We start from the raw sequence: 23,624 nt of genomic DNA, 5'->3' as shown, positions 1-23,624 counted from the left end.
GGATCGCACACATGTCGAAGGTCGAAGACCTCGCAGAAAAGCTCGCCGATGACACGCTCAAGGCGATGAAGCATCTCGACGATGATCGCTTTTTCATGGAGGTGGCCGCCGAGCTCGGTGCCGCATCCACAACGCTGGAAGAGGCCTTCCTGACGGCGATCCGCGTGCGCCTTGCCGAGCGCAGGGCCAGCGCCTTCATCCGCGCGCGGGTTCAGGGGCAATTGAAGGACGAGAATTTCGGGCGCTGACCCCGGATCGAGATCGAAAGCGGGTTTCTTGCTCGCGCCAACCGCTCAACACGCCCAGGGAAAGACATGTCGCACAGCGCCCCATCCCGCACCCTTCTTTTGACCGGCGCCAGCCGCGGGATCGGCCACGCGACCGTCAAGAAATTCGCCTCCGAGGGCTGGCGCGTGATCAGCTGCTCGCGCCAGGCTTTTTCGTCCGATTGCCCCTGGCCCGGTGGCGCGCGAAATCACATTCAGGTCGATCTCAGCGATCCGCAGCAGACGATGCAGGCCGTCGCGACGGTGAAAGAGCGGCTCGAGGGCGGGCGGCTCGATGCGCTGGTGAACAATGCCGGCGTGTCGCCCAAGGGCGAGGACGGCGCGCGACTCAGCACGCTCGACACCGATCTGAGCGATTGGGGCAAGGTGTTTCACGTCAATTTCTTTGCGTCCGTCGTTCTGGGACGCGGCCTCAAGGACGAATTGGCCAAGGCGCGCGGCGCGATCGTGAACGTGACCTCGATCGCCGGCGCGCGGGTTCATCCCTTTGCCGGTGCCGCTTACGCCACATCCAAGGCCGCGCTTGCCGCGCTCACGCGTGAGATGGCGCATGATTTCGGCCCACTCGGCGTGCGCGTCAACGCGATTGCGCCGGGCGAGGTGGAGACCAGCATCCTGAGCGAGGGCACCGACGAGATCGTCGCCGGCCTGCCGATGCGTCGCCTTGGCCAACCAAGCGAAGTGGCGGACGTGATCTTTTTCCTCTGCTCGGACCAGAGCAGCTATGTGTCGGGCACCGAAATCGAGGTGAACGGCGCGCAGCACGTGTGACACGCGGGGCAAGAATCTTCGGACGAAGATTCTTCGGCGTCAGAATTTTCGTTCGAAAATTCTTTGTCCCCGACGGCTAGAAATGAATGGCGCGTCCCCACGCGTCGAGCACGCTTTCATGCATCATCTCCGACAGGGTCGGATGCGGGAACACGGCGTGCATCAGGTCTTCCTCCGTGGTCTCGAGCTGGCGTCCGATCACATAGCCCTGAATGAGCTCGGTCACTTCCGCCCCCACCATATGCGCGCCCAGCAGCGCACCGGTGTTCGCATCGAACACGGTTTTCACAAGCCCCTCCGGTTCGCCCAGGGCAATCGCCTTGCCGTTGCCGATGAACGGAAACCGGCCCACCTTGATGTCATAACCCTGCTCTGTCGCCTGCGCTTCGGTCAGCCCGACGCTGGCGACCTGCGGCTGGCAATAGGTGCAGCCCGCGATGCTGTCGGGTGACACGGCGGGCGGCGTTTGCCCCGCGATCAGTTCGGCCACCATGACGCCCTCGTGGCTGGCCTTGTGCGCAAGCCAGGGAGCGCCTGCAATATCGCCGATGGCATAAAGCCCGTCGATGCCGGTGCGGCACTGCGGATCGGTCACGATATGGCTTCGCTCGACCGTGACGCCCAAATCTTCCAGACCAAGACCTTCGGTATTGCCGACGATGCCGACGGCGGAGATCACCGTGTCGAACTCTGCGGTTTCGACCTTGCCGCCGCTTTCGATATGCGCCGTCACCGTGCCGCTGGCGCGATCCAGCTTCTTGACCATCGCCTTTTCGCGCAGTGTCATGCCTTGCGCTTCGAACTGCTTCTTTGCGAACGCGCTGATCTCGGCGTCTTCGACTGGCAGGATACGGTCCATAACCTCGACCACGGTGGTCTCGGCACCCAGAGCATTGTAAAAACTGGCAAATTCGATGCCGATCGCGCCCGATCCGATGACCAGCAGCTTTTTCGGCATCCGTTTGGGCACCAGCGCATGTTTATAGGTCCAGACCAGATCGCCATCCGCTTCCAGTCCCGGCAACTCACGAGCGCGCGCGCCGGTGGCGATGATGACGTTGCGGGCGCTCAACTCCTCGGTGCCCGTCTCGGTCTTGACCGAGACCTGGCCCTTGGCGGGCAGTGTCGCCTCCCCCATGAAGACCTGAACCTTGTTCTTTTTCAGCAAGTGCCCGACACCGGAATTGAGCTGTTTGGCGATCTTGCGCGAGCGTTTGACAACCGCGTCTAGGTCAAAGCCGATGCCGTCGGCCTTGAGGCCGAATTCCTTGGCGCGGTGCATGAGGTGGAACACTTCGGACGTGCGCAGCATGGCCTTGGTCGGGATGCACCCCCAGTTGAGGCAAATGCCGCCGAGATGTTCGCGCTCGACGATGGCGACACTCAGACCCAACTGCGCGCCACGTATTGCGGCGACATAGCCGCCCGGCCCCGCGCCGATCACGATCATGTCGAAACTCTTGCCCATCGCGCGCTCTCCCTCGGTGATTGCACAAAGCCTAGGCGAAACCGGGATGGCCGACAATGGGGCGGCGGCGTTAGGTCCGAAACGGACCGAATGTTTCGCATGCGAAACAATGCGTCAAGATCGCTGACCCTTTAACGCCTTGTTAACAAAAGCTTTTCACGCCTCGGCCTTCTTCTCCCAGCGCCCCGACGCTTCGGACCAGTATTGTGCCGAACATCCCGCGCCGGTCAGGCTGCGCCATTGGCCGCGCGCGACCTCGACGGCGCGGGCGTCGTTACCGTCAAACAGCACGCAGACCCGTTGCAGCGCCTGCACCTCGTCCGCAGCGACCTCCGCGCCGTCGATTGTCATCACGCATTGCGGCGCGTTTGCCGCGTTTGGTTCGGTTGTCAAAAGAATGGGCTGGTCCGCATCATGCGGGCCGCCCGCCAGACCATGTGGCAGAAACCCGTCTTCCGGCTCCAGCCACAGCTTTTGATCCAGCCAGTCCATGCGTTCGGGATCGGTGCCGCGCACCGCCACCCGCCAGCCCGCAGAGAGCGACTTTGCCAACAGCATCGGCAAGGTCGCCTCCAGCGGCTTTTGCGTCAGGTGATAGAAATACGCGGCCCCCAACTCAGCTCACTCCTTGTTCTCGAACCGGTCAGCGATCAGCCGGTCGAGCGCACGCACGCCCCAGCCGGTTGCGCCTTTGGGCGACAGGTCAAGATCCTTGTCGACATGCGCGACACCGGCGATATCGAGGTGAATCCACGGTGTTTCATCCTTGACGAACCGCTTGAGGAACTGCGCCGCAGTGATCGACCCGGCGGGGCGGCCGCCGACGTTCTTCATATCCGCAACCGGGGATTTCAGCATGTCGTCATAGGCCTGTCCCAGCGGCATCCGCCATGCGCCTTCGGTTTCGGTTTCGGCGGCCTTGAGGAAGGCGGTGACAAGTGGGTCGTCGTTGGAATAGACGGCGGCGTTTTCATGCCCCAGCGCGATGATGCAGGCACCGGTCAGGGTGGCGAGGTCGATCATCGCGGCGGGTTTCTCGGATTCCTGCGCGTGCCACATGACATCGCACAGAACCAGACGGCCCTCGGCGTCGGTGTTGATCACCTCGATCGTGTCGCCCTTCATGGAGGTCACGACGTCACCGGGGCGCACCGCGTTGCCCGAAGGCATGTTTTCGACCAGACCCACCATGCCGACGACATTGGCCTTGGCCTTGCGTTTGGCGATGGCGTGCATGACGCCGGCAACAACGCCCGCGCCCCCCATGTCCATCGTCATGTTCTCCATGCCCGCCGCCGGTTTCAGCGAAATACCCCCGGTGTCGAACACGACGCCCTTGCCGATCAACGCCAAGGGCGCGTCGCCCTTGGTGCCGCCGTTCCAGCGCATCACGGCAACTTTCGACGGGCTGTCAGACCCCTGCCCGACACAAAGCAGCGCACCCATGCCCAGCTTTTCAAGCGCGTCCTCTTCGAGGATGTCGACCTCGACACCCAGATCGCGCAGACCCTCAAGACGGGTTGCGAATTCGCTTGTCGTCAGCACATTGGCCGGCTCGTTCACCAGATTGCGGGTGAAAAGAACCCCTTCCGCAACCGCGCGGCGGGGGGCGAACGCGATTTCGGCGTCTTCGGGATTGGTGCACATCACCGTCACTGCGCCGAGGGGATCCGCTTTCTTGGATCTGTGAGCGTCAAAATCATACCCGCGCAGTGCCAGACCCAGCGCGATTTCGGCGGCGCGCCGTGTGCCTTCGACCAGCACGGTCACTTCGGACCTGTTACCCGCCGCCGCGAGGGCCGCACCGGCCTTGCGCGCGAGATCGGGTGTCGGGCGGCGTGACAGTTTGACGAGATCAAGTGCCTCTGCCGCCATTCCGACCGGCCAGGCCAGCGTCATCACCTTGCCCTCGTCGAGCTTGTCCCACGCCTCTGACGCAACCGCCCGTGCCACCGCGCCCTTGGTCAGCCGGTTGGCGCGGCGCGCACCGGGGCTGAGCTTTTGCTCGGGGGTGATGAAGGCCGCGATGCGGCCCTTGGCCGTGGACAGCCCGTCAAGATCGACAGGCGCAAAGGTGAGTGCGCGAAGTTCCGCCATTTCATGCTCCGTAAATTGGTTCGCGCCTAGGCCTAGCGCCCGTGCGCGCGGTTGACCAGAGGCGGCTTTTCCCCCAAACCCTAGAGGATCGGGCCGCAAGGCCCACTCCATGTCGTGTGAAGGGGTCCGCTGTGCCAAGATTCGACAGATACATGCTGTCGCAACTCATGGTCCTCTTTGGATTTTTCGCGCTGGTGCTGGTGTCCGTCTATTGGGTCAACCGCGCGGTTGTCCTGTTTGACCGCTTGATCGCGGATGGCCATTCTGCGGGTGTCTTCCTCGAATTCTCGGCGTTGAGCCTGCCCAGCGTGATCGCGGTGGTGCTGCCGATGGCGTCATTCGCCGCCGCGGTCTATGTGAGCAACCGGATGATGGGAGATTCGGAGCTCACGGTCGTGCAGGCGACGGGATACAGCCCGTGGCGTTTGGCGCGCCCGGTCTTGGTGTTCGGGGTGATCGTGGCCGTGATGATGTCGGTGCTCACGCATTTTCTGGTGCCCGCCTCGGTCAACCAGCTCAAGGAGCGCGAAGTCGAGATCTCCGGTTCGGTAAGCGCGCGGCTTTTGCGCGAGGGTACGTTCCTGCACCCCGGCCCCGGCGTGACGTTCTTCATCCGCCAGATCACCCCCGAGGGGGAATTGCGCGACGTCTATCTGTCGGACCGGCGGCGCCCCTCGCGCGAAGTGACCTATACCGCCGAGCGCGCCTATGTCGTGCAGGGCGACGAGGGCCCGCGCCTGGTGATGATCAGCGGTCTGGCGCAGACGCTCCAGGTCGAGACCGGAACGTTGTCGACCACACTGTTCACCAATTTCACCTACGATATCAGCAACCTGATCGTTCAGGATCGCGACAAGGACTTGCAGCCGAGACATATGTCGACATGGGATTTGATGACCAGACCGGCCGAGATGGCCGAGATCAGCGGCGATTCCATCGCGCGCATCGGTGAGGAATTGCACGGCAGGTTCCAGCAGGCGCTGCTGGGGCTGGTGGCCGCGTTGATCGGCTTTTCGACCTTGATGACCGGAAGCTTCAGCCGCTTCGGCGTTGGCCGTCAGATCGTGGTTGCGATCTTCTTGCTGGTGGTGGTCAAGCTGGTGGAAAGCGGAGTCAGCGATCCGACACGCAACACTGCGATGCTCTGGCCGCTGGTCTATCTGCCATCGGCGGTCGGGCTGGCGATCTCGGCCTTCTTGCTGCATCTGGCGGCGCGTCCCTTCCGACCGGGGCGCGCTCTTACTGATCCAGAGGCAGCGACATGACCCTGCATCTCTATTTTGCGCGCCGTTTCATGTGGACGTTCCTCGGCATCTTTGCCGTGTTTTTCCTGTTCCAGATGCTGCTTGATCTGGTCGAACAGATCCGGCGCTTTGACGACTCGGTCAGCTTTGGCGAAGTCATGCGTCTGACATTGCTCAACACGCCCGAAGGCATGTACCAGATCCTGCCACTGGTGATGATCCTGTCGGCAATCGCGCTGTTCGTATCGCTGGCGCGCTCTTCGGAACTGGTGGTGATGCGCGCGGCAGGGCGATCCGGTCTGGTCGCGCTGATCGGGCCGGTGTCGGTGGCTGTCATCATCGGCGGGCTTGCCGTGGCGATGGGCAATCCGATTGTGGCAGCGACATCGAAGGCATATTCGGACTTGCGCGAAACCTACCGCAACGGGGGCACCTCGGCGCTGTCGATCGGGGCCGAGGGGCTGTGGTTGCGCCAGTCCGATCCGCGCGGCCAGACGGTGATCCGTGCGGCGCGCGCCAATGCGACCGGCACCGTTCTTTATGACGTGATGTTCGTCGCCTACGCAGAAGACGCCGGCCCGGTGCGCCGCATCGAGGCCGAGGAGGCCGAATTGAACCCCGGCGCATGGTCGCTGACGAACGCCAAGGTCTGGCCGCTCGAGGCCGGGGTCAACCCCGAAACCAATGCAGAGCAATACGATGAACTGACCGTTTCCTCGACCCTGACCGAAGACAGCATCAAGGACAGGTTCGGCCGCCCGTCCGCTATCTCGGTCTGGGATTTGCGCGGCTATATCACCGATCTCGAAGACGCGGGCTTTTCGGCGCGCCGCCACGCGGTCTGGCTCCAGATGGAAATGGCGCGGCCGGTGTTCCTGTTGTCGATGGTCCTGATCGGCGCGGCCTTCACCATGCGCCACAGCCGGATGGGCGGCACCGGGATTGGCGTGTTGACGGCGGTGTTGCTGGGCTTCTCGCTCTACTATGTGCGCAACTTTGCGCAAATCCTTGGCGAAAACGGCCAGTTGAACCCGCTGGTCGCCGCGTGGGCGCCGCCCCTGGCGTCGGTGCTGCTGGCGCTGGGATTGATCCTGCAACGGGAGGACGGGTGATGTGGCGCGCACTGTTGGCTGCCGTCGGTGTGGCGCTGATCCTGTCGCCATCCGCGTCGGCACAATCGGACGACGTTGTGCTGCTGGCGGATTCCGTGCTGGTGCAGGAGGGTGGCGACAAGCTGATCGCAACCGGAAACGTCGAGGCGTTGAGCGGCGGCATGCGGATGACAGCCGCAACCGTGATCTATGATCGCGCCACGAACACGCTCGACATTCAGGGGCCCATTCGGATCACCGATCCGGAAGGCAACATCCTGACCGCGACGCAAGCCGAACTGGATCAGGGGTTCCAGAACGGCTTGTTGGACAGCGCCCGGTTCGTACTGGACGAGCAGTTGCAGATCGCCTCCGCACGCGCCGCGCGGGTTGACGGGCGCTATACCGCGATGAGCCAGATTGCCGCCACGTCCTGTCAGGTGTGCGGCAGCGACGACCCCCCGCTCTGGGCGATCCGCGCAAGCCGCGTGGTGCACGACGCCGAGGAGCGCCAGATTTATTTCGACGATGCCCAATTACGGGTGCTGGGCGTGCCGGTGTTCTATATCCCCCATATGCGCCTGCCCGACCCGACTTTGAAGCGCGCGCGCGGCTTTCTGATTCCGGAACTCAAAACCTCCAGCCTGCTGGGGTTTGGAATCAAGCTGCCCTATTTCATCCCGATCGGCGATCATGCGGATCTGACGCTCACGCCCTATCTGTCCTCGATCACGCGCACGCTTGAACTGCGCTACCGTCAGGCGTTTCGTACCGGCGACCTCAAGATCAACGGTGCGGTCAGCCGCGATACGCTGCTGGACGACGATCTGCGCGGGCTGCTTTTTGCCGAAGGCGCGTTCAGCCTGCCGCGCGATTTCCGTCTGACCTTCGACATCGAAGCGGTGACCGACGATGCCTATCTCAACGACTATAACAACGATTTCAAGAAAGACCGGCTGGACAGCGCGATCACCCTGTCGCGCACCAAGCGGGACAGTTTCTTTTCCACCGGCGCAATCCATTACGAAAGCCTGACAGACGGCGAAAACAATGCCACCCAGCCGACGATCATCGGCAACCTGCGCTACAGCCGGCGGTTTTTTCCCAAGCGCGTGGGCGGTGAAGTGCGGCTTGGTTTCGATCTGCACGGGCATTACCGCTACTCCGACCTTGATATCGACAGCAGCGATTCCGATAACGTGGTCGACGGGCGCGATGTGGCGCGCGCCAATCTTGACCTCAGCTGGCGCGATCGCTGGACGCTGCCGGGCGGCCTGCGCGCGGGGGCTGTGGCGAAGGTCTCCGTGGACCGGTTTCTGGTGCGCCAGGACGCGGTGGCCGAAGGCGATTACACCGAAGTGACCCCCGCCGGGTCGCTCGAACTGCGCTGGCCCTGGACCAGAACCGACCAGAACGGCGCGCGGGTGCTGCTCGAACCGGTGGCCCAGGTGGGCTGGATCGGCGGCGAACGGACCGGCGTGCCGAACGACGAAAGCACGCGGGTGGAGTTTGACGAGGGCAACCTGTTGTCGCTGTCGCGATTCCCGGTCGCCGACCGCCGCGAACGTGGCTTGATCGGAGCGGCGGGGCTTAGATGGATGCGCGAGGATCCCGATGGCTGGCGCGCTGCATTGACGGTGGGCCGCGTCTGGCGCGAGGATCTGGACGGCGATGTCTCGCGCTCCTCGGGGCTCGACAGCGAAACCTCGGACTGGCTGGTGTCGGGCCAGTTCTCGCACACGACCGGAATCCAGCTGCTCGCACGGGGGCTTTATGACATGGTCGACAGCCGCTTTACCAAGGCCGAAATGCGCGCCAACCTGAACCGCGAGCGCTATGCGCTGGGTGCGTCCTATATCCTGTTGACCACGGATGCCGCCGAAGACCGCGCGGATGCGCAATCGCAGTGGCGACTGAACGCGCGCTACAATGTCGACCGTCACTGGACCGCGACAAGCAACACCCGCTATGACATCGCGGAGGGGCAATTCCTGCACGCGGGGCTGGGTGCCGAGTATCGCAACGAATGTGTCGTGGTGGACTTTTCGGTCTCGCGCAGCTTTGCCTCTTCCTCTAACCTGAACCCATCTACCGATTTCGGCCTGACCGTCGCGCTGACTGGATTCAGCACCGGCGGCAGTGGCAAGGAGTACCGTCGTTCATGCAACCAATGAGCATTTTCACCCGCAAACTGGGGGCGCTTGCCCTTGGCCTGACGCTGGCGCTTGGCCCCGTGACCGCCGGAGCGCAAAACATGTTCGCGCCCGCGATCCGGATCAATGACAGCGTGGTCACCGCCTACGAGCTTGAACAGCGGGCGCGGATGTTGACGGTGCTGAGCGCGCCGGGGAATGTGCAAACGCTGGCCCGCGAGCAGTTGATCGACGACCGGCTGCGCCTGCAGGCTGCCGAGGCCGCGGGGATCGATCCCTCCGAGGAAGAGGTGCTGGACGGCATGACCGAATTTGCCGGTCGCGCCAACCTGAGCCGGGAGGAGTTTATTCAGGCTCTGGCGGGGAGCGGCGTGGCGGAGCAGACCTTCCGCGACTTCGTGCGCGCCGGTTTGAGCTGGCGGCTGCTGGTGCAGGCAAGGTTCGCCGGGCGGGTGAACCTGACCGACACCGAGATCGACCGCGCCTTGGGAGCGGCTGGCGGGTCGTCGGTGCGGGTGCTGTTGTCGGAAATCATCATGCCGGCCCCCCCGGGGCAGGCCGACGCGGTGCGCGAGCGTGCCGAGCGGATCAGCCAGATCACCTCCGAGGCGGCGTTCTCGTCCGAGGCGCGACGCTATTCCGCCACTGCGACCAAACAGGCGGGCGGACGGTTGCCCTGGCAAAACCTCGAGGATCTGCCGCCGGTGCTGCGTCCGCTGGTGCTGGCCCTGTCGCCCGGTCAGGTGACCGATCCGATCCCGATTCCCAATGCGGTCGCGCTGTTCCAACTGCGCGACATCGAGGAGACCGGCTACAAAGCTGCGACCTACTCGGCCATCGAATACGCCGCCTATTATCTGCCCGGCGGGCGCAGCGCCGCCACGCTGGCGCAAGCGCGCGTGTTGGAAAGCAAGCTGGATCGCTGCGACGATCTTTACGGCGTTGCCCAAGGCCAACCGGCCGGGGTTTTGGAACGACAGACGCTGCCGCCATCCGACATTCCCACCGACGTGGCGTTCGAGCTTTCAAAGCTTGATCCCGGCGAGGTGTCGACGGCGTTGACGCGCTCGAACGGGCAAACGCTGATGTTCCTGATGCTGTGTGGCCGCACCGCCGAAGTGAACGAGGATGTGGACCGCGACCAGTTCGCGCTTGGCTTGCGCAATCAACGGTTCCAGTCGCTTGCGGAAAGCTACCTGGCACAGCTGCGCGCCGATGCCCGTATCCGAACGCAATGACGCCCGCGCCGATTGCCCTGACGGTCGGTGAGCCAGCCGGTATCGGCCCCGAGCTCGCGGTGGCCGCGTGGCAATCCCTGCGCGGCGAGGTGCCGTTTTTCCTGATCGGAGACCCCGCGCATTTGCCCGACGGTGCGCAATGGGTCGAGATTGCGGCGCCCGACGAGGTGGACACCGACCGCGCAGCGCTGCCGGTGCTGGTGCATCGCTTCGAGGGGCCGCGCATTCCGGGCGCACCGCACGCTGCGCAGGCCAAGGGCGTGGTCGCGGTGATCGAACGGGCGGTGGCATTGGCGTCGAGCGGCAAGGCCGGCGGCATCTGCACCCTGCCCATTCACAAGCAGGCGTTGCAGGAAGGTGCGGCGTTCGGCTTTCCCGGTCACACCGAGTTTCTGGCGCATCTGTGCGAGACGCCGGACGTGGTGATGATGCTGGCCAGTCCGGCACTGCGGGTGGTGCCGGTCACGATCCACATTCCGTTGGCCGAGGTCAAACACGCGCTGACGCCGGAGCTGATCGAAACCCGCATTCGCATCACCCATCTGGCGCTGCGATCGCAATTCGGGATCGCAGCGCCGCGTCTTGCCGTGGCCGGGTTGAACCCGCATGCGGGCGAAGGCGGGCGCATGGGGCGCGAAGAGATCGATGTGATCACTCCGGTTCTGGAGGCCTTGCGCGCCGAGGGGATGGACATTGCCGGACCGCTGTCGGCGGATACGATGTTTCACGCCGCCGCGCGCGCCACCTATGATGCGGCGATCTGCATGTATCACGATCAGGCGCTGATCCCGATCAAGACCCTCGATTTCGACCGCGGCGTGAATGTGACGCTGGGTTTGCCGATCGTGCGCACGTCGCCCGATCACGGCACGGCGTTCGATATCGCCGGCACCGGCAAGGCAAACCCGACCTCCACGGTTGAGGCATTGCGGATGGCGTGGGCGCTGTCGCGGCCGCACCAGAGTGGGGGCCAGCCCCCACACCCCCGGGATATTTCGGGCAAGAAGAAGACATGAGCGCGATTGATGATCTTCCGCCGTTGCGAGAGGTGATTGCGAGCCACGGGCTGAGTGCGCGCAAGGCGCTTGGGCAGAACTTTCTGCTGGATCTGAACCTGACGGCCAAGATCGCGCGGCAAGCGGGCGATCTGCGCGGCACCGATGTTCTGGAGGTTGGCCCTGGCCCCGGTGGCTTGACGCGCGGGTTGCTGTCGGAAGGCGCACGCCGGGTGCTGGCGGTCGAGAAGGATCCGCGATGTCTGCCGGCGCTGGCAGAGATTGCCGCGGCCTATCCCGGCCGCCTTGAGGTGATCGAGGGCGATGCTTTGGCGATCAATGCGCTGGAGCGGCTCACGCCGCCGATCGCGATCTGCGCCAACCTGCCCTACAATGTGGGCACCGAGCTGTTGGTGCGGTGGTTGACGCCGCCAAGCTGGCCGCCGGTGTGGGACAGTCTGACGTTGATGTTTCAGAAGGAAGTGGCTGAACGGATCGTCGCGCAGCCCGGATCAAAGGCCTATGGCCGGCTGGCCATATTGGCGCAGTGGCGATGCGACGTTCAGATCGCGATGCATCTGCCCCCCGAAGCGTTCACGCCGCCGCCCAAGGTGAGTTCGGCTGTCGTGCATCTGCGCGCCCTGCCCGAACCGCGATTTGATGCGGACGCCAAAACGTTGGAACGGGTGGTTGCAGCCGGATTCAACCAGCGCCGCAAGATGTTGCGCGCGTCGTTGAAAAGCCTGTCACCTCAGATCGAGGACCACCTCGTTGCGGTCGGGATCGCGCCCACAGAGCGGGCGGAGCAGGTGTCGGTGGAAGGGTTTTGCGCCCTCGCCCGGCGGCTGGCGTGATCCAAGCGGCACACCGCCGCTGAACGTTATTCCGCCGCGTCGGGTGTGGAGGTTTCGTTGTCTGCCCCGGATTTGGAGTCGGCCTTGGGTTCGGGCTTCTTGCGCGGCTTGCGCGGTGCACGCGGCTTCTTTGGCTTGTCGTCGGCCTTGGCTTCCGGCGTATCGACCAATCCGCTGTCAGAGGGCTGATCGGCATCGACGATCTCGGGCTGCGGCGCGCCGGAGGGATCGTCGGTCTGCTGCTGGGTCTGTGCGGCGCGTTCGGCGTCACGCTGCGCCTGGCGTTCGCGGTTTTCGCGTTCCTGCTGTTCGCGGCGTGCGTCTTGCTCGCGCTGCGCCTCCGAGAGCATCCGCATGTAATGCTCTGCGTGTTGCTGGAAGTTCTCGGCGTTCACACGGTCATTGCTCAGCTGTGCATCGCGCGCCAACTGGTTGTATTTGTCAATGATCTGCTGCGGCGTGCCGCGCACCTTGCCCTCGGGACCGGAGCTGTCGAACACCCGGTTGACGACATTGCCGACGGTATTGGAGCGGTTGCGGTTCGACTTGTTCCGCGGACGTTTGTTGGAAGAGCGCATATTTGACTTTTCAGCCTTCTTTCAGCTGTTTTTGCGATTGCATTGTGCGCTTTGTGCGCGTTGGGTGTTTGCAATAGCATCCATATTTTGGCTTACATCGCGTGAGAGGGGTCAGACCAGCCTCAACCGACGCGATACCCTGAGTAACCATGTCCGGGACGTTGGCACAAGGGTATTATAGGCAAAAAACGAGTCAACTCATCAAAAATCAACGCGTTCATGGCGATTTTATGCCGGAAACGACCCGATCCCGGCCATCAAGGTCGCGATGGATGGCGATTTCTTGCAGGCCGTTCCGTTCAAAAAGCCCCGACACTGCGGCGGCCTGGGATGGTCCGATCTCGACCAGGAGGCGGCCATTCGGGGCGAGGAAACGGGGCGCGTCGCGCGCGATCGTACGATAGGCGGATAGGCCATCGGCCCCGTCGGTGAGCGCCATTTGCGGCTCGTGCGACAACTCGGGCGCCAGCGAAGACATTTCATCGAGCGCGATATAGGGTGGGTTCGACACGATCAGGTCAAAGATGCCGGTGACATCCGAGAACCAGTCCGAGCGCTGCCACGAGACGCGCTCTGTCACTCCGACGATGCCGGCGTTCTTGCGCGCGACCGTGAGGGCGGCGTCCGACAGATCGGTGCCGAGTCCCCTCGCTTGCGGTCGTTCGTGCAGCAGCGACAGCACGATGCAACCGGACCCGGTGCCAAGGTCGAGAACTGATGTAAACGGCCCGGTCAGAGCGGTTTCGATCAGGGTTTCGGTGTCGGGGCGTGGATCGAGCACATCCGCTGTGACGGCAAATTCGTGCATCCAGAACGCGCGTTTGCCGGTGATGTGGCTGATCGGTTCGCGCTGCACCCGGCGTTGCACCAGTTGGTTCAGTCGCGCGATCTGGGTGTCGTCAAGCGGCGTCCAGGGGGGTGCGTCGCCCTGCACCACATCCATCAGCGCGCTGGCGTCGCGGGCCGGACTGGGTGATCCGGCCAACTCCAGCTTGCGCCGCATGTCGCGAAGCGTCGCGTCCGGATCGTGGCTCATGCCATTTCGGCCAGCATCGTCGCCTGTGCGTCCGCGGTCAGCGCGTCGATGATCTCGTCCAGATCGCCTGCCATGACTGCATCGAGTTTGTAGAGCGTGAGGCCGATGCGATGGTCGGTCAGCCGTCCCTGGGGAAAGTTGTAGGTGCGGATACGCTCGGAGCGATCGCCCGAGCCGACCTGGCTTTTGCGGCTGGCGGAGCGTTCGTCATCGACCTTTTGCCGCTCGAGATCGAACAGCCGGGTGCGCAGCACCTGCATGGCGATCTCGCGGTTGCGGTGTTGGGATTTCTCGGAGCTGGTGACGACGATACCGCTGGGGATGTGGGTGATGCGCACGGCCGAATCGGTGGTGTTGACGTGCTGACCGCCCGCGCCGGAGCTGCGCATGGTGTCGATGCGCAGATCATTCGCGTTGATCTGGATGTCCACGTCCTCGGCCTCGGGCAAGACGGCGACGGTGGCGGCGGAGGTGTGGATGCGCCCACCCGATTCGGTTTCCGGCACCCGCTGGACGCGGTGGACGCCGGATTCAAACTTCAGCCGCGCAAAGACGTTTTCGCCCTTGATATGGGCCACGACTTCCTTGATGCCGCCGATCTCGGTCGCCTGCTCTTCGATGATCTCGAACTGCCAGCCGCGCGCCTCGGAGTAGCGTTGATACATGCGCAGCAGGTCTCCGGCGAAGAGCGCGGCCTCTTCACCGCCGGTGCCGGGGCGGATTTCAAGCATGGCGGGGCGCGCGTCGGCCTTGTCTCGGGGGAGAAGGGCCAGTTGCAGCGCGCGTTCCACCTTCGGCAGGCGCGCCTTGAGCACCGGCAGTTCCTCTTGCGCCAATTCGCGCATTTCCGGATCGGAGAGCATTGCCTCTGCTTCGGCCAGCCCGTCGCGAACGCGGTGCCATTCGGCGATCTGTTCCACGACCGGCTTGAGGTCGGAATACTCCTTGCCCAAAGCCGCAATATCGCCGGACCCTTCGGCCATCTGGGCTTCAAGGTATTCGAAACGTGCGGTGATTTGGCGGAGGCGGTCTTCTGGGATCATGCGGTTCTGTCGGTCATCGGCGCTGCGTGGTCAAGACCTATCCCTGCTGCGCGCGCAACATCTGAAGCCAGCCATCGACGCGTTCCCTGTTCACACCCATGTCGGACTGGCCGAATCGCAGGCGTGCATAAAGCTTGAGCACGTCTTCGTCTTTCATCACCGTGGTGTAATCGGGAAATCCCATCCATTGCGAGCGGGTGACGTAAGTGACCATGCCGTCGTCAACGCTGCCGGCCAGCACTTCGGTGCGCGGCGTGGCGAGGATGATGCGATCAAGCTCCTGAAAGGTGGTGTCAGTGGCGGGGATGCGGCGCCGCACACCCCCGGCAAGATCCTGATCGGAGGTGACCTTGGGATCGACATGCCAGACCGCAGGATCCGAAGGTGCCAGCCTGATCCAAGCAAGACCTGCGACAACAATCAGAATAATTGCCCAGAAAATCATCTTCACGACGCCTCTTTCCTCGCCTCAGTCAGAGCACCCGCCCCGATCGTCACGCCTAAGACATTCAGCCGCGGCGGGTCCAGCCCCAGAGGCTGAGAATTTCGGTGGCCACATGCGCCCCCGCAATCGCGGTTGCGCCCGTTGTATCGTATGGAGGGCTGACCTCAACCACATCACCACCCATCAACTCTATGCCGGCGATATTCCGCAGGATAGCGGCCATGTCGGCACTTGACGGGCCGCCCCAAACCGGCGTTCCGGTGCCGGGCGCGAAGGCCGGATCGAGGCAGTCGATGTCGAAGGTGAGGTAGGTCGGGTAATCCTTCAGGATTTCGCAGATTTTTCCGGCGACCGCCTCTGGCCCGATCCGGTGCATCTCGCGGGCGTCGATGATGTTGAAGCCCAGCGTGTCGGGATTGTCGGTGCGGATGCCCACCTGAACCGAGCGGGCCGGGTCCACCAGACCCAGCTTGACCGCCTTGTAGAGGAACGTGCCGTGATCGATGCGGTCCATGTCGTCATCCGCCCATGTGTCGGAATGGGCGTCGAACTGCAAAAGCGACAGGGGGCCGTATTTCTCGGCATAGGCTTCGAGGATCGGCAGGGTTATGGAGTGATCGCCCCCTAGCGTCACGGTGGCGGTGTCGGTGGCGAGGATGTCGGCGATGTGGTTTTTGAGTGTTTCGGGGAATTCATATGTTTTCGCGTAATCGAAGGCCAGATCGCCGTAATCGGCAATCGCGAATTCTTCGAGCACATTGTAGCCCCAGCCATAGGGCATGTCATAGGGTTGCAGGCTCGACGCCTCGCGGATGGCACGCGGGCCGAACCGCGTGCCGGTGCGGTTGGTGACGGCCTGATCGAACGGGACGCCGGTGATCGCCACATCGACGCCGGACAAATCCTTGGTGTATTTTCGCCGCAGGAACGACGTCGCGCCGGCAAAGGCGTTTTCGAAACTGCCACCCTTGAGGTCGTCGCGCGTGAAAGCGTGGTCAATCTGTGTCTTGGCGTCTTCCAGTCCCATATTCTATGTCCCGTGCCGTGTTTCGATGAGGCGCGCAAAGAAGGACGCGCCGATGGGGGCCACCTCGTCGTTGAAGTTGAAGGCCGGATGGTGACAGGACGGCCCGATCCCCTGCCCCAGCATCAGGTAACTGCCGGGCCGCGCCTCAAGCATGTAGGAAAAGTCCTCGGCCCCCATCTCCGGGCTGCGATTGGCGTCCACACGTGCCTCTCCGACGATGCCTTCGGCCACCTGGGCCGCGAACGCCGTCTGGTCTGCGTGGTTCACCGTGGCGGGATAGTTGCGCATGTAATCGAGCGTCGCCTCGACGCCGTAGCTGGCCGCTTGCCCGGCGACGATCTCATGGAAGCGGGCTTCGACCATGTCGCGCAGATCGGCATCGAAGCTGCGCACCGTGCCCGCGAGGCGCATGGTTTCGGGAATGACGTTCGTTGCGCTGCCGCCCTGCACGATGGTCAGCGACACCACCAGCGGCAAACGCGGATCGGCGTTGCGCGAGGCAATGGTTTGCAGCGCCTGCCCGATGGCCAGTCCGCACGGCACCGGATCGAGCGTTTGATGCGGAAAGGCGGCATGACCGCCCTTGCCCTTGATCGTGATCTCAAAATCATCCACCGCCGCCATCATCGGACCCGAACACGTGCTGAACGTGCCCTCTTCCGAGAACGGATCGGTGTGCAGCGCATACACTTCCTCGATGCCGAACCGCTCCATGATGCCTTCCTCGACCATCATGCGCCCGCCGCCCACGGTTTCCTCGGCTGGCTGAAAGATCAGCGCCACGGTGCCTTTGAACTTGAGAGTCTCGGCAAGGTAACGCGCCGCGCCCAAGAGCATCGTGGTGTGGCCGTCATGGCCGCAGGCGTGCATCTTGCCGGAAACGGTCGACGCATAATCGACACCGGTTTCCTCAAGGATCGGCAGCGCATCCATATCGGCGCGCAGGCCCGTCACCGGCCCGTCGCCCTGACCCCGGATCAGCGCAACGACGCCGGACTCTGCAATCCCTTCGTGAATCTCATCCACCCCGAAGCTGCGCAGTTTCTCAACAACGAACGCCGCAGTCTGATGGCAATCAAGGCTCAACTCGGGATGCATGTGCAAATGCCGCCGCCAGCCGGTCATGTCGTCTGCAAAATTACCGATCCGGTTGATGATGGCCATGACTGGACTCCCTCGGCCTGATGCCGCATCCCTGCATCTAATCCCTAAGCACAGAGGCCTGCAATGTCCGATGACCTGATCCACGACTCCCAAGGCGGGATGCCCCGGCTGCTGGAGATCATGCGCCGCTTGCGTGATCCCGACGCCGGATGCCCGTGGGACATCGAACAGGATTTCGCCTCCATCGCCCCCTACACGATCGAGGAAGCCTACGAGGTGGCAGACGCGATTGAGCGTGAGGCATGGGGCGAATTGAAGGGCGAATTGGGCGATCTGCTGCTGCAATCGGTCTATCACACGCAGATGGCCGAGGAAGCCGGGTTGTTCACCTTCGACGACGTCGCGAATGCAATCTCCGACAAGATGGTGGCGCGACATCCGCATGTGTTCGGCGATGAAAGCCGCGACAAATCGGCGGAACAGCAGGTTCAGGACTGGGAAAAGATCAAAGCCGCCGAGCGCGCTGGCAAGGCGGAAACCGGCGTGCTGGACGGGGTGGCCCAGGGCCTGCCCGCCCTGACGCGGGCGATCAAGCTGCAAAACCGAGCCGCGCGCGTCAGCTTCGACTGGCCCTCAAGCGACGACGTTCTGGAGAAGATCGTCGAGGAGGCGCAAGAGGTGCGCGAGGCCGAAACAGAGGCGGACCGGTTCGAGGAATTCGGCGATCTGCTGTTCGTGATGGTCAATCTGGGCCGTCACATGGGTCTTGACCCCGAAGCGGCCTTGCGCGCGGCGAACGGAAAATTCACCCGTCGGTTCGAGAGCATCGAGGCGGCACTGGCGGCGAAGGGGAAGACTCCGGCTGAAAGCGATCTGGCCGAGATGGATGCGTTCTGGGATGCGGCAAAGCTGGCTGAGAAGCAGGCTTGATCGGTCGAGATCGGACCCTTGATGGCGCAAAGAACGGAATAGTTCATCCGGGCGCAGGGAAAGGCGGGTCCGAGCCGTTGTTGCCGCGCTCCTGCATCGCGGCTACGGAGTTTGTGAGACTGGAAAACGGCGATTTTCGCGGACGTTCCGAGAACGAGGGTTTTTAGAACAGATCGCTATCAGGCTACGGCAAACAGCTTCTCAAATTCCTGCGCACCAACCTTGCTGAATGTTACTACGCGGGACTTCTGGTCTCGCTTCGCCCAAGACAGGTCTTCGAAACGCCTCAGGAAGGCACGGCCAAGGCTTCCCGCCAAATGTGACCTGCGTTCGCTCCAATCCAGACACTCGCGGCAAAGCGGTGTCCGGTTGCTTCGCAAACCATCGAGGTCGATCTGGAAGTCTGCCGCAAAATTTGCGCCGCTCACGGTCAGGCTCAGATCGTCACCAAACAGAGCAAGGTGCCTTTGCGCCATCAGACTATCGAACAGTTGCGTTCCCATATCTCCGGCGAGATGGTTGTAGCAGACACGCGCTTTGCGCAGCTCGGTATCTTTGGGGCCAGTGCGCTTGCGCAAATGTCCTGATCCGGCGGCGAGACCCATGAGACCTTCCAGAACATGGGCCACATCATCACTGGCCAGCGAAAAGTACTTGTGCCGCCCTTGTTTGCGGGGGCGCAGCAAGCCGCCGTAGTCAAGTTTCGACAGATGCGAACTGGCAGTCTGGATGGTCACGCCCGCCTCTTCGGCCAGCTCACTCACGGTCAATGCCTTACCGCTCATCAAAGCAGTCAGCATGTTCGCACGAGCCGGATCACCGATCAGCGCGGCGATGTGAGCGATGTCAGGACCTTCTTTCATAGTTCGAGCGTAATCGAAGCATTTTCTCACGGCAACAGGATAGAAATGGCTCAACAGTTTTGAAAAGGAGCCTGCAATGCTGACCTGTGTGATCCGCTACCAAATCGACCCGACAAAGAAAGTCCAGTTTGGGGAATATGCGCGCAATTGGGGGCAGGCGATCCCCCGCTGCGGTGCCGACCTGATCGGATATTTCGCGCCCCACGAAGGGTCCAGCACATTGGCCTACGGCATCTACAATGTGAAAAGTCTCGCCGACTATGAAGCTTATCGTGCCAGACTAGCCGATGATCCGCTTGGGCGCGAAAATTATGAGTTTGCCCAAAAAGAGAAGTTTCTTCTGCGCGAGGACCGCACGTTTCTGAAACTTATTTCCACGCCTCACGGCCCGATTGCGCCCCGATGATTGCCGTTATTTTTGAAGTTGAGCCTGCGGACGGCCGCAAGGATGAATATCTTGATATCGCAGCCGAAATGCGCCCGATGCTTGACCAGATCGAGGGCTTCATCTCGGTCGAGCGATTTCAAAGCCTGACCGACCCGCGCAAGGTTCTGTCGCTATCGTTCTTTGAGGATGAGGCCGCAATCGCACGGTGGCGCACGCTCAACGCCCATCGAGGGGCGCAGGCCAAAGGAAGGGGTGGCGTCTTTGACGACTACCGTCTTCGGATTGCGAGCGTGGTTCGTGACTACGGAATGTTCGACCGCACGCAAGCACCGGCAGATTCAAAAGCTGTTCATACGAGTAAGGACAATGATGATTCCAAGTAGTGACAGCTCGTTGGATTTCATCATACCGCCTGCCAGAACCGACCATCTGTTGAACGGTTTGCCACACGGGACATTGATCCAAGCGAAGCGACTGTCTGCAAAATCCGCAAACCGAACGTTCGGCTATTGTTCAACCGAATGGAACCTTGAGCCAACAGCGCAAAAGAAAAACGCGCCCCGAGGCGGGGCGCGTTTTTAAAATTCTCGAAGGATGCGAAGCTTACTGTGCTTCTTTGATGAACTTCACCGCATCGCCGAATGTCTGGATGGTCTCGGCAGCGTCATCGGGAATTTCGATGCCGAACTCTTCTTCGAATGCCATGACCAGCTCGACGGTGTCGAGGCTGTCTGCGCCAAGATCGTCGATGAACGATGCGTTCTCGACAACTTTGTCCTCTTCAACACCAAGGTGCTCGACAACAATTTTCTTAACGCGATCTGCGACGTCGCTCATGTTTTCTTCCTCACAGTTTCGTCGGCGCTGTTGGCCGGATTAACCCTCACCGGGGCGGAAATGTAGTGCCCCGAGGGGTCGTGATGTGCGTCCCGGTCGAACGCGACAAGGCCAGTTCTGTCCGAAACGGACTGACCGAAACCTGCGCCGCTATAGCACATGAGAACCGGATGGCAAACGCTTTGCAAGCAAAGATTATCTTTGTTTGTTGATCGTGCGGGATGGAACTTCAACACGGATGCCGTCCGAATTTCGCATGATAAATCAAACCATTGCCATGCCGCCGTTTACGTGCAGCGTCGTTCCGGTGACAAAGGCGGCTTCGGGACTGCTGAGATAAAGAACCGCCGCGGCGACCTCATTTGCGGTGCCCATTCGGCCAACGGGAATCTGCCCGGGAATGGCGGCTCGCTGCTCCTCGGTCATCTTGTCGACCATGGCCGTTTCGATGAACCCGGGCGCAACCGCGTTGACGGTGATACCGCGGCTGGCAACTTCGTAGGCCAGCGATTTCGACATGGCGACCATGCCAGCCTTCGCGGCAGCATAGTTGCTCTGGCCGGGATTGCCGATCGCGCCGACCACCGAGGACACATTGACGATCCGGCCCCAACGCGCCTTCATCATGCCGCGCAAGACGCCTTTGCACAGGCGGAATGACGAGGTCAGATTGATGTCGATCACCGATTGCCAATCGTCCTGCGACATCCGCAGCATGAGGCCATCGCGCGTGATCCCGGCGTTGTTGATCAGAATATCAACGCTGCCCATGGCCTCTGCCGCTTGCGTGGGCAACGCCGAAACCGCGTCGCCGTCGCTCAGGTCGCATGGCAGGACATGCGCCCGTTCGCCGAGATCGGCGGCCAGTTCCTCCAGCGGCCCCTGCCGTGTGCCCGACACGCCCACGGTCGCGCCCGCCTCATGCAAACAGCGTGCAATGGCACCGCCAATACCGCCCGAAGCGCCGGTGACCAGCGCCGTTTTTCCTGTCAGATCGAACATCTGTGCTTCCCTTTTACGCGCCTTTTGCTCATCGGCCTGGCGCTTGTTTCCTTTTAGGTCGTGGCGGATTGAACGTCGGCCACGGTGCCGATCGCGCGGGTTGTGGCGGTTTTGTCGATCCGGCGCACCATGCCTGTCAATGCCTTGCCTGCCCCGATTTCCCAGAACTCGGTCACGCCGTGATCGACCATCCACATCACCGATTTGCGCCATCGCACGGCACCGGTGACCTGCTTTACCAGCAGAGCGCGGATCGCCTCGGGCGAGGTGACGGCCTCGGCGACAACGTTTGCAACCAACGGCACCACAGGCTCCCTGATCTCGACCGCGCCAAGGGCGTCCTGCATGACCTGCGCCGCAGGTGCCATCAGGTCGCAATGAAACGGCGCGCTGACCGGCAGCAACAGCGCGCGCTTGGCGCCCGCCTCTTTCGCCAGATCAATCGCGCGCTCGACCGCGGCCTTGTGGCCGGACACCACAACCTGCGCCGGATCGTTGTCATTCGCCGCCGCGCAGACGTCGTCCCCGCGCGCTTGCGCTGCCACGCCGCGCACCTGATCGAGCGTCAGGCCAAGAATGGCCGCCATAGCGCCCTCGCCCACCGGAACGGCCTCCTGCATTGCCGCTCCGCGCTTGCGCAACAGGCGCGCCGCATCTGCGACCGAGAGTGCGCCGGCCGCCGTCAAAGCCGAATATTCCCCGAGCGAGTGACCCGCAACATAGGCTGCCGCAGTCACGTCGACCCCTTCCGCGCCAAGCGCTCGCAGGGTGGCGATCGACGTCGCCATCAGCGCCGGCTGGGCATTTTGCGTCAGCGTCAGGGTTTCAATGTCGCCGTCCCAGATGGTGCTGCTAAGCGACTCTCCCAGTGCCTCATCAACCTCTTCGAAAACCGCACGTGCCGCTGGATAGGCGTCGGCAAGATCACGTCCCATGCCGACGGCCTGCGCGCCCTGTCCGGGGAAAAGAAATGCTCGGCTCATGCTCAGTCTCCGTTTTAGTTGGAGAAAGCCATTACATCCCGGACCGCTTCGGCGCAACGTTCATGCCGGGTTTCGCCTCAACGAACCGGCGAATGATCACGATGGCCGCTACCGGCGCAACAGGCACAAGCCCGCGAAACCCATCAGAACGACCGACATCGCAAGCCCCATGATACGCGCCTCGGGCAAAGCGCCGTGCACCGCGATCCAGGTACCCGGTACGGCGATCAGGCAGGCAACGCCGATAATGCGCCGAAAAAGCTGCCCCACAGGGTTTGCTTCAGGTGGGTAATCATCGCTGAAATGCGCCATTGAAGTGTGTCCTGTTTACAAGCTGGAACCACATTGTTGGACGAATATGCCCTAAACTGGGCAGGACATGCGCGATGCGAAGGCGCGTTTCGGGCAACACAAGGGCAGAACCCGACGCGCGTGCTTTGGCCGCTTGAACCCACCCATATTCCGTGTATACCGGCGCTTCCTTTCGCAAGACGATTTTATCCGCGCAGACTCTCGTGGGCAGGTGCGAAGGGATCATTGCCTGTCCTTTGAAATGCGCCAGAACAGAAACGGAGTTCACATGCCGCTATACGAGCATGTTTTCATCTCGCGTCAGGATTTGTCCAACGCGCAGGCCGAAGGCCTCATCGAACATTTCGGCACAGTCCTTGCGGACAACGGCGGCAAGCTGGTTGAGCAAGAGTACTGGGGCGTCAAGACGATGGCCTACAAGATCAACAAGAACCGCAAGGGCCACTATGCCTATCTGCGCACCGATGCACCCGCGACGGCCATTCAGGAAATGGAACGTCTGATGCGCTTGCATGACGACGTGATGCGCATTCTCACCATCAAGGTTGATGAGCACGAGGAAGGCCCGTCGGTCCAGATGCAAAAACGCGATGATCGTGGCGACCGCCGCGAGCGCCGCAATTGATCGCCTGAAGAAAGGACGTTAAACCATGGCCGCAAAACCATTTTTCCGCCGTCGCAAGGTCTGCCCCTTCTCGGGCGACAATGCACCGAAAATCGACTATAAAGATACCAAGCTGTTGCAGCGCTACATCTCGGAGCGTGGCAAGATCGTTCCGTCGCGGATCACCGCGGTGTCTGCCAAGAAACAGCGTGAACTGGCCCGTGCAATCAAACGCGCCCGCTTTCTCGCCCTGCTGCCCTACGCAGTGAAGTAA

At 62.4% G+C, this 23,624-nt stretch carries 27 protein-coding genes; 13 read left to right on the top strand and 14 right to left on the bottom strand.

Annotation, left to right across the window (positions count from 1 at the left end):
- Positions 1–11 precede the first annotated feature (11 nt).
- Complete coding sequence (locus ACGKZZ_RS12240) at positions 12–248, top strand: hypothetical protein (RefSeq protein ID WP_411223850.1); 237 nt, start codon at positions 12–14, stop codon at positions 246–248.
- A gap of 66 nt (positions 249–314) precedes the next feature.
- Positions 315–1,058: an SDR family NAD(P)-dependent oxidoreductase gene (locus ACGKZZ_RS12235; protein WP_411223849.1), complete on the top strand. Its 744-nt coding sequence runs from the start codon at positions 315–317 to the stop codon at positions 1,056–1,058.
- A gap of 76 nt (positions 1,059–1,134) precedes the next feature.
- On the opposite strand, the gene lpdA is transcribed toward ACGKZZ_RS12235, so the two are convergent.
- The 3 genes from lpdA to ACGKZZ_RS12220 form a co-directional block, all read right to left on the bottom strand.
- A complete protein-coding gene (gene lpdA, locus ACGKZZ_RS12230) occupies positions 1,135–2,526 on the bottom strand; it encodes a dihydrolipoyl dehydrogenase (protein WP_411223848.1) in 1,392 nt (463 codons plus the stop codon).
- A gap of 156 nt (positions 2,527–2,682) precedes the next feature.
- The gene (locus ACGKZZ_RS12225) at positions 2,683–3,141 is read right to left on the bottom strand and encodes a DNA polymerase III subunit chi (protein WP_411223847.1); all 459 of its coding nucleotides are present in this window, start codon (positions 3,139–3,141) and stop codon (positions 2,683–2,685) included.
- A 6-nt stretch (positions 3,142–3,147) separates the two neighbouring features.
- The gene (locus ACGKZZ_RS12220; protein WP_411223846.1) at positions 3,148–4,623 is read right to left on the bottom strand and encodes a leucyl aminopeptidase; all 1,476 of its coding nucleotides are present in this window, start codon (positions 4,621–4,623) and stop codon (positions 3,148–3,150) included.
- A 152-nt stretch (positions 4,624–4,775) separates the two neighbouring features.
- On the opposite strand from ACGKZZ_RS12220, the gene lptF reads away from it, so the two are divergent.
- The 6 genes from lptF to rsmA are packed head-to-tail and all read left to right on the top strand — an operon-like array spanning position 4,776 to position 12,198.
- Entirely contained in the window at positions 4,776–5,888 is a 1,113-nt protein-coding gene (gene lptF / locus ACGKZZ_RS12215; protein ID WP_411223938.1) for an LPS export ABC transporter permease LptF, read from the top strand.
- Positions 5,885–6,979 carry an LPS export ABC transporter permease LptG gene (gene lptG, locus ACGKZZ_RS12210; protein WP_411223845.1) on the top strand — a complete coding sequence of 365 codons (1,095 nt, stop codon included), beginning with the start codon at positions 5,885–5,887 and terminating at the stop codon, positions 6,977–6,979. Before lptF ends, lptG begins: the two co-directional genes overlap by 4 nt.
- Positions 6,979–9,132 (top strand): LPS-assembly protein LptD, encoded by a 2,154-nt coding sequence (locus tag ACGKZZ_RS12205; protein WP_411223844.1) that lies wholly within the window; start codon positions 6,979–6,981, stop codon positions 9,130–9,132. Before lptG ends, ACGKZZ_RS12205 begins: the two co-directional genes overlap by 1 nt.
- Positions 9,129–10,349 carry a peptidylprolyl isomerase gene (locus ACGKZZ_RS12200; RefSeq protein WP_411223843.1) on the top strand — a complete coding sequence of 407 codons (1,221 nt, stop codon included), beginning with the start codon at positions 9,129–9,131 and terminating at the stop codon, positions 10,347–10,349. Before ACGKZZ_RS12205 ends, ACGKZZ_RS12200 begins: the two co-directional genes overlap by 4 nt.
- A complete protein-coding gene (gene pdxA / locus ACGKZZ_RS12195) occupies positions 10,346–11,365 on the top strand; it encodes a 4-hydroxythreonine-4-phosphate dehydrogenase PdxA (RefSeq protein ID WP_411223842.1) in 1,020 nt (339 codons plus the stop codon). The genes ACGKZZ_RS12200 and pdxA overlap by 4 nt, the downstream gene beginning before the upstream one ends.
- Positions 11,362–12,198, top strand: a complete 837-nt coding sequence (gene rsmA, locus ACGKZZ_RS12190; RefSeq protein WP_411223841.1) for a 16S rRNA (adenine(1518)-N(6)/adenine(1519)-N(6))-dimethyltransferase RsmA — start codon at positions 11,362–11,364, stop codon at positions 12,196–12,198. Before pdxA ends, rsmA begins: the two co-directional genes overlap by 4 nt.
- A gap of 26 nt (positions 12,199–12,224) precedes the next feature.
- Here rsmA and ACGKZZ_RS12185 read toward each other — a convergent pair whose 3' ends face one another.
- The 6 genes from ACGKZZ_RS12185 to ACGKZZ_RS12160 all read right to left on the bottom strand — a co-directional run bounded on the left by ACGKZZ_RS12185 (position 12,225) and on the right by ACGKZZ_RS12160 (position 17,491).
- Entirely contained in the window at positions 12,225–12,776 is a 552-nt protein-coding gene (locus ACGKZZ_RS12185) for a DUF4167 domain-containing protein (RefSeq protein ID WP_411223840.1), read from the bottom strand.
- A gap of 217 nt (positions 12,777–12,993) precedes the next feature.
- Positions 12,994–13,812 carry a peptide chain release factor N(5)-glutamine methyltransferase gene (gene prmC, locus ACGKZZ_RS12180; protein ID WP_411223839.1) on the bottom strand — a complete coding sequence of 273 codons (819 nt, stop codon included), beginning with the start codon at positions 13,810–13,812 and terminating at the stop codon, positions 12,994–12,996.
- Positions 13,809–14,855, bottom strand: coding sequence for a peptide chain release factor 1 (gene prfA, locus ACGKZZ_RS12175; protein WP_411223838.1), 1,047 nt, complete (start codon positions 14,853–14,855; stop codon positions 13,809–13,811). Before prfA ends, prmC begins: the two co-directional genes overlap by 4 nt.
- A gap of 37 nt (positions 14,856–14,892) precedes the next feature.
- Positions 14,893–15,300, bottom strand: coding sequence for a DUF1499 domain-containing protein (locus ACGKZZ_RS12170; protein ID WP_411223837.1), 408 nt, complete (start codon positions 15,298–15,300; stop codon positions 14,893–14,895).
- Between the two features lie 64 nt (positions 15,301–15,364).
- Positions 15,365–16,327 carry an agmatinase gene (gene speB, locus ACGKZZ_RS12165; RefSeq protein ID WP_411223836.1) on the bottom strand — a complete coding sequence of 321 codons (963 nt, stop codon included), beginning with the start codon at positions 16,325–16,327 and terminating at the stop codon, positions 15,365–15,367.
- 3 nt (positions 16,328–16,330) lie between these two features.
- Entirely contained in the window at positions 16,331–17,491 is a 1,161-nt protein-coding gene (locus tag ACGKZZ_RS12160) for a M20 aminoacylase family protein (protein WP_411223835.1), read from the bottom strand.
- Between the two features lie 63 nt (positions 17,492–17,554).
- On the opposite strand from ACGKZZ_RS12160, the gene mazG reads away from it, so the two are divergent.
- Positions 17,555–18,361: a nucleoside triphosphate pyrophosphohydrolase gene (mazG, locus tag ACGKZZ_RS12155; RefSeq protein ID WP_411223834.1), complete on the top strand. Its 807-nt coding sequence runs from the start codon at positions 17,555–17,557 to the stop codon at positions 18,359–18,361.
- A gap of 179 nt (positions 18,362–18,540) precedes the next feature.
- On the opposite strand, the gene ACGKZZ_RS12150 is transcribed toward mazG, so the two are convergent.
- Positions 18,541–19,224 carry an ArsR/SmtB family transcription factor gene (locus ACGKZZ_RS12150; RefSeq protein WP_411223937.1) on the bottom strand — a complete coding sequence of 228 codons (684 nt, stop codon included), beginning with the start codon at positions 19,222–19,224 and terminating at the stop codon, positions 18,541–18,543.
- A gap of 76 nt (positions 19,225–19,300) precedes the next feature.
- On the opposite strand from ACGKZZ_RS12150, the gene ACGKZZ_RS12145 reads away from it, so the two are divergent.
- Together ACGKZZ_RS12145 and ACGKZZ_RS12140 are read left to right on the top strand one after the other, a co-directional pair.
- Positions 19,301–19,630: an NIPSNAP family protein gene (locus ACGKZZ_RS12145; RefSeq protein WP_411223833.1), complete on the top strand. Its 330-nt coding sequence runs from the start codon at positions 19,301–19,303 to the stop codon at positions 19,628–19,630.
- Positions 19,627–19,995, top strand: a complete 369-nt coding sequence (locus ACGKZZ_RS12140; protein WP_411223832.1) for an antibiotic biosynthesis monooxygenase family protein — start codon at positions 19,627–19,629, stop codon at positions 19,993–19,995. Before ACGKZZ_RS12145 ends, ACGKZZ_RS12140 begins: the two co-directional genes overlap by 4 nt.
- Before the next feature lie 220 nt (positions 19,996–20,215).
- Here ACGKZZ_RS12140 and ACGKZZ_RS12135 read toward each other — a convergent pair whose 3' ends face one another.
- From ACGKZZ_RS12135 to ACGKZZ_RS12120, 4 genes are all read right to left on the bottom strand, one after another.
- Positions 20,216–20,449, bottom strand: coding sequence for an acyl carrier protein (locus tag ACGKZZ_RS12135; protein ID WP_085641287.1), 234 nt, complete (start codon positions 20,447–20,449; stop codon positions 20,216–20,218).
- Between the two features lie 264 nt (positions 20,450–20,713).
- Positions 20,714–21,451, bottom strand: a complete 738-nt coding sequence (gene fabG / locus ACGKZZ_RS12130) for a 3-oxoacyl-[acyl-carrier-protein] reductase (RefSeq protein ID WP_411223831.1) — start codon at positions 21,449–21,451, stop codon at positions 20,714–20,716.
- A gap of 53 nt (positions 21,452–21,504) precedes the next feature.
- The gene (gene fabD, locus ACGKZZ_RS12125; RefSeq protein WP_411223830.1) at positions 21,505–22,434 is read right to left on the bottom strand and encodes an ACP S-malonyltransferase; all 930 of its coding nucleotides are present in this window, start codon (positions 22,432–22,434) and stop codon (positions 21,505–21,507) included.
- A 108-nt stretch (positions 22,435–22,542) separates the two neighbouring features.
- Positions 22,543–22,746: a hypothetical protein gene (locus ACGKZZ_RS12120; RefSeq protein ID WP_411223829.1), complete on the bottom strand. Its 204-nt coding sequence runs from the start codon at positions 22,744–22,746 to the stop codon at positions 22,543–22,545.
- A gap of 268 nt (positions 22,747–23,014) precedes the next feature.
- Between ACGKZZ_RS12120 and rpsF the strand changes: the two genes are divergently transcribed.
- Together rpsF and rpsR are read left to right on the top strand one after the other, a co-directional pair.
- Positions 23,015–23,371: a 30S ribosomal protein S6 gene (gene rpsF, locus ACGKZZ_RS12115; protein ID WP_411223828.1), complete on the top strand. Its 357-nt coding sequence runs from the start codon at positions 23,015–23,017 to the stop codon at positions 23,369–23,371.
- A 25-nt stretch (positions 23,372–23,396) separates the two neighbouring features.
- Entirely contained in the window at positions 23,397–23,624 is a 228-nt protein-coding gene (rpsR, locus tag ACGKZZ_RS12110) for a 30S ribosomal protein S18 (RefSeq protein ID WP_008328567.1), read from the top strand.

This window comes from Marivita sp. S2033, from assembly GCF_046592965.1.
Taxonomy (GTDB): domain Bacteria; phylum Pseudomonadota; class Alphaproteobacteria; order Rhodobacterales; family Rhodobacteraceae; genus Marivita.
Note: the sequence above shows the minus strand (reverse complement) of the source record. Positions and strands in the feature narration are given on the sequence as shown.

Excerpts from the sequence above, each read along its gene's own strand:
- ACGKZZ_RS12240 (WP_411223850.1), top strand. The coding sequence starts at position 12 with ATGTCGAAGGTCGAAGACCTCGCAGAAAAGCTCGCCGATGACACGCTC.
- ACGKZZ_RS12235 (WP_411223849.1), top strand. The coding sequence starts at position 315 with ATGTCGCACAGCGCCCCATCCCGCACCCTTCTTTTGACCGGCGCCAGC.
- lpdA (WP_411223848.1), bottom strand. The coding sequence starts at position 2,526 with ATGGGCAAGAGTTTCGACATGATCGTGATCGGCGCGGGGCCGGGCGGC.
- ACGKZZ_RS12220 (WP_411223846.1), bottom strand. The coding sequence starts at position 4,623 with ATGGCGGAACTTCGCGCACTCACCTTTGCGCCTGTCGATCTTGACGGG.
- lptF (WP_411223938.1), top strand. The coding sequence starts at position 4,776 with ATGCTGTCGCAACTCATGGTCCTCTTTGGATTTTTCGCGCTGGTGCTG.
- lptG (WP_411223845.1), top strand. The coding sequence starts at position 5,885 with ATGACCCTGCATCTCTATTTTGCGCGCCGTTTCATGTGGACGTTCCTC.
- ACGKZZ_RS12205 (WP_411223844.1), top strand. The coding sequence starts at position 6,979 with ATGTGGCGCGCACTGTTGGCTGCCGTCGGTGTGGCGCTGATCCTGTCG.
- ACGKZZ_RS12200 (WP_411223843.1), top strand. The coding sequence starts at position 9,129 with ATGAGCATTTTCACCCGCAAACTGGGGGCGCTTGCCCTTGGCCTGACG.
- pdxA (WP_411223842.1), top strand. The coding sequence starts at position 10,346 with ATGACGCCCGCGCCGATTGCCCTGACGGTCGGTGAGCCAGCCGGTATC.
- rsmA (WP_411223841.1), top strand. The coding sequence starts at position 11,362 with ATGAGCGCGATTGATGATCTTCCGCCGTTGCGAGAGGTGATTGCGAGC.
- ACGKZZ_RS12185 (WP_411223840.1), bottom strand. The coding sequence starts at position 12,776 with ATGCGCTCTTCCAACAAACGTCCGCGGAACAAGTCGAACCGCAACCGC.
- prmC (WP_411223839.1), bottom strand. The coding sequence starts at position 13,812 with ATGAGCCACGATCCGGACGCGACGCTTCGCGACATGCGGCGCAAGCTG.
- prfA (WP_411223838.1), bottom strand. The coding sequence starts at position 14,855 with ATGATCCCAGAAGACCGCCTCCGCCAAATCACCGCACGTTTCGAATAC.
- ACGKZZ_RS12170 (WP_411223837.1), bottom strand. The coding sequence starts at position 15,300 with ATGATTTTCTGGGCAATTATTCTGATTGTTGTCGCAGGTCTTGCTTGG.
- speB (WP_411223836.1), bottom strand. The coding sequence starts at position 16,327 with ATGGGACTGGAAGACGCCAAGACACAGATTGACCACGCTTTCACGCGC.
- ACGKZZ_RS12160 (WP_411223835.1), bottom strand. The coding sequence starts at position 17,491 with ATGGCCATCATCAACCGGATCGGTAATTTTGCAGACGACATGACCGGC.
- mazG (WP_411223834.1), top strand. The coding sequence starts at position 17,555 with ATGTCCGATGACCTGATCCACGACTCCCAAGGCGGGATGCCCCGGCTG.
- ACGKZZ_RS12150 (WP_411223937.1), bottom strand. The coding sequence starts at position 19,224 with ATGAAAGAAGGTCCTGACATCGCTCACATCGCCGCGCTGATCGGTGAT.
- ACGKZZ_RS12145 (WP_411223833.1), top strand. The coding sequence starts at position 19,301 with ATGCTGACCTGTGTGATCCGCTACCAAATCGACCCGACAAAGAAAGTC.
- ACGKZZ_RS12140 (WP_411223832.1), top strand. The coding sequence starts at position 19,627 with ATGATTGCCGTTATTTTTGAAGTTGAGCCTGCGGACGGCCGCAAGGAT.
- ACGKZZ_RS12135 (WP_085641287.1), bottom strand. The coding sequence starts at position 20,449 with ATGAGCGACGTCGCAGATCGCGTTAAGAAAATTGTTGTCGAGCACCTT.
- fabG (WP_411223831.1), bottom strand. The coding sequence starts at position 21,451 with ATGTTCGATCTGACAGGAAAAACGGCGCTGGTCACCGGCGCTTCGGGC.
- fabD (WP_411223830.1), bottom strand. The coding sequence starts at position 22,434 with ATGAGCCGAGCATTTCTTTTCCCCGGACAGGGCGCGCAGGCCGTCGGC.
- ACGKZZ_RS12120 (WP_411223829.1), bottom strand. The coding sequence starts at position 22,746 with ATGGCGCATTTCAGCGATGATTACCCACCTGAAGCAAACCCTGTGGGG.
- rpsF (WP_411223828.1), top strand. The coding sequence starts at position 23,015 with ATGCCGCTATACGAGCATGTTTTCATCTCGCGTCAGGATTTGTCCAAC.
- rpsR (WP_008328567.1), top strand. The coding sequence starts at position 23,397 with ATGGCCGCAAAACCATTTTTCCGCCGTCGCAAGGTCTGCCCCTTCTCG.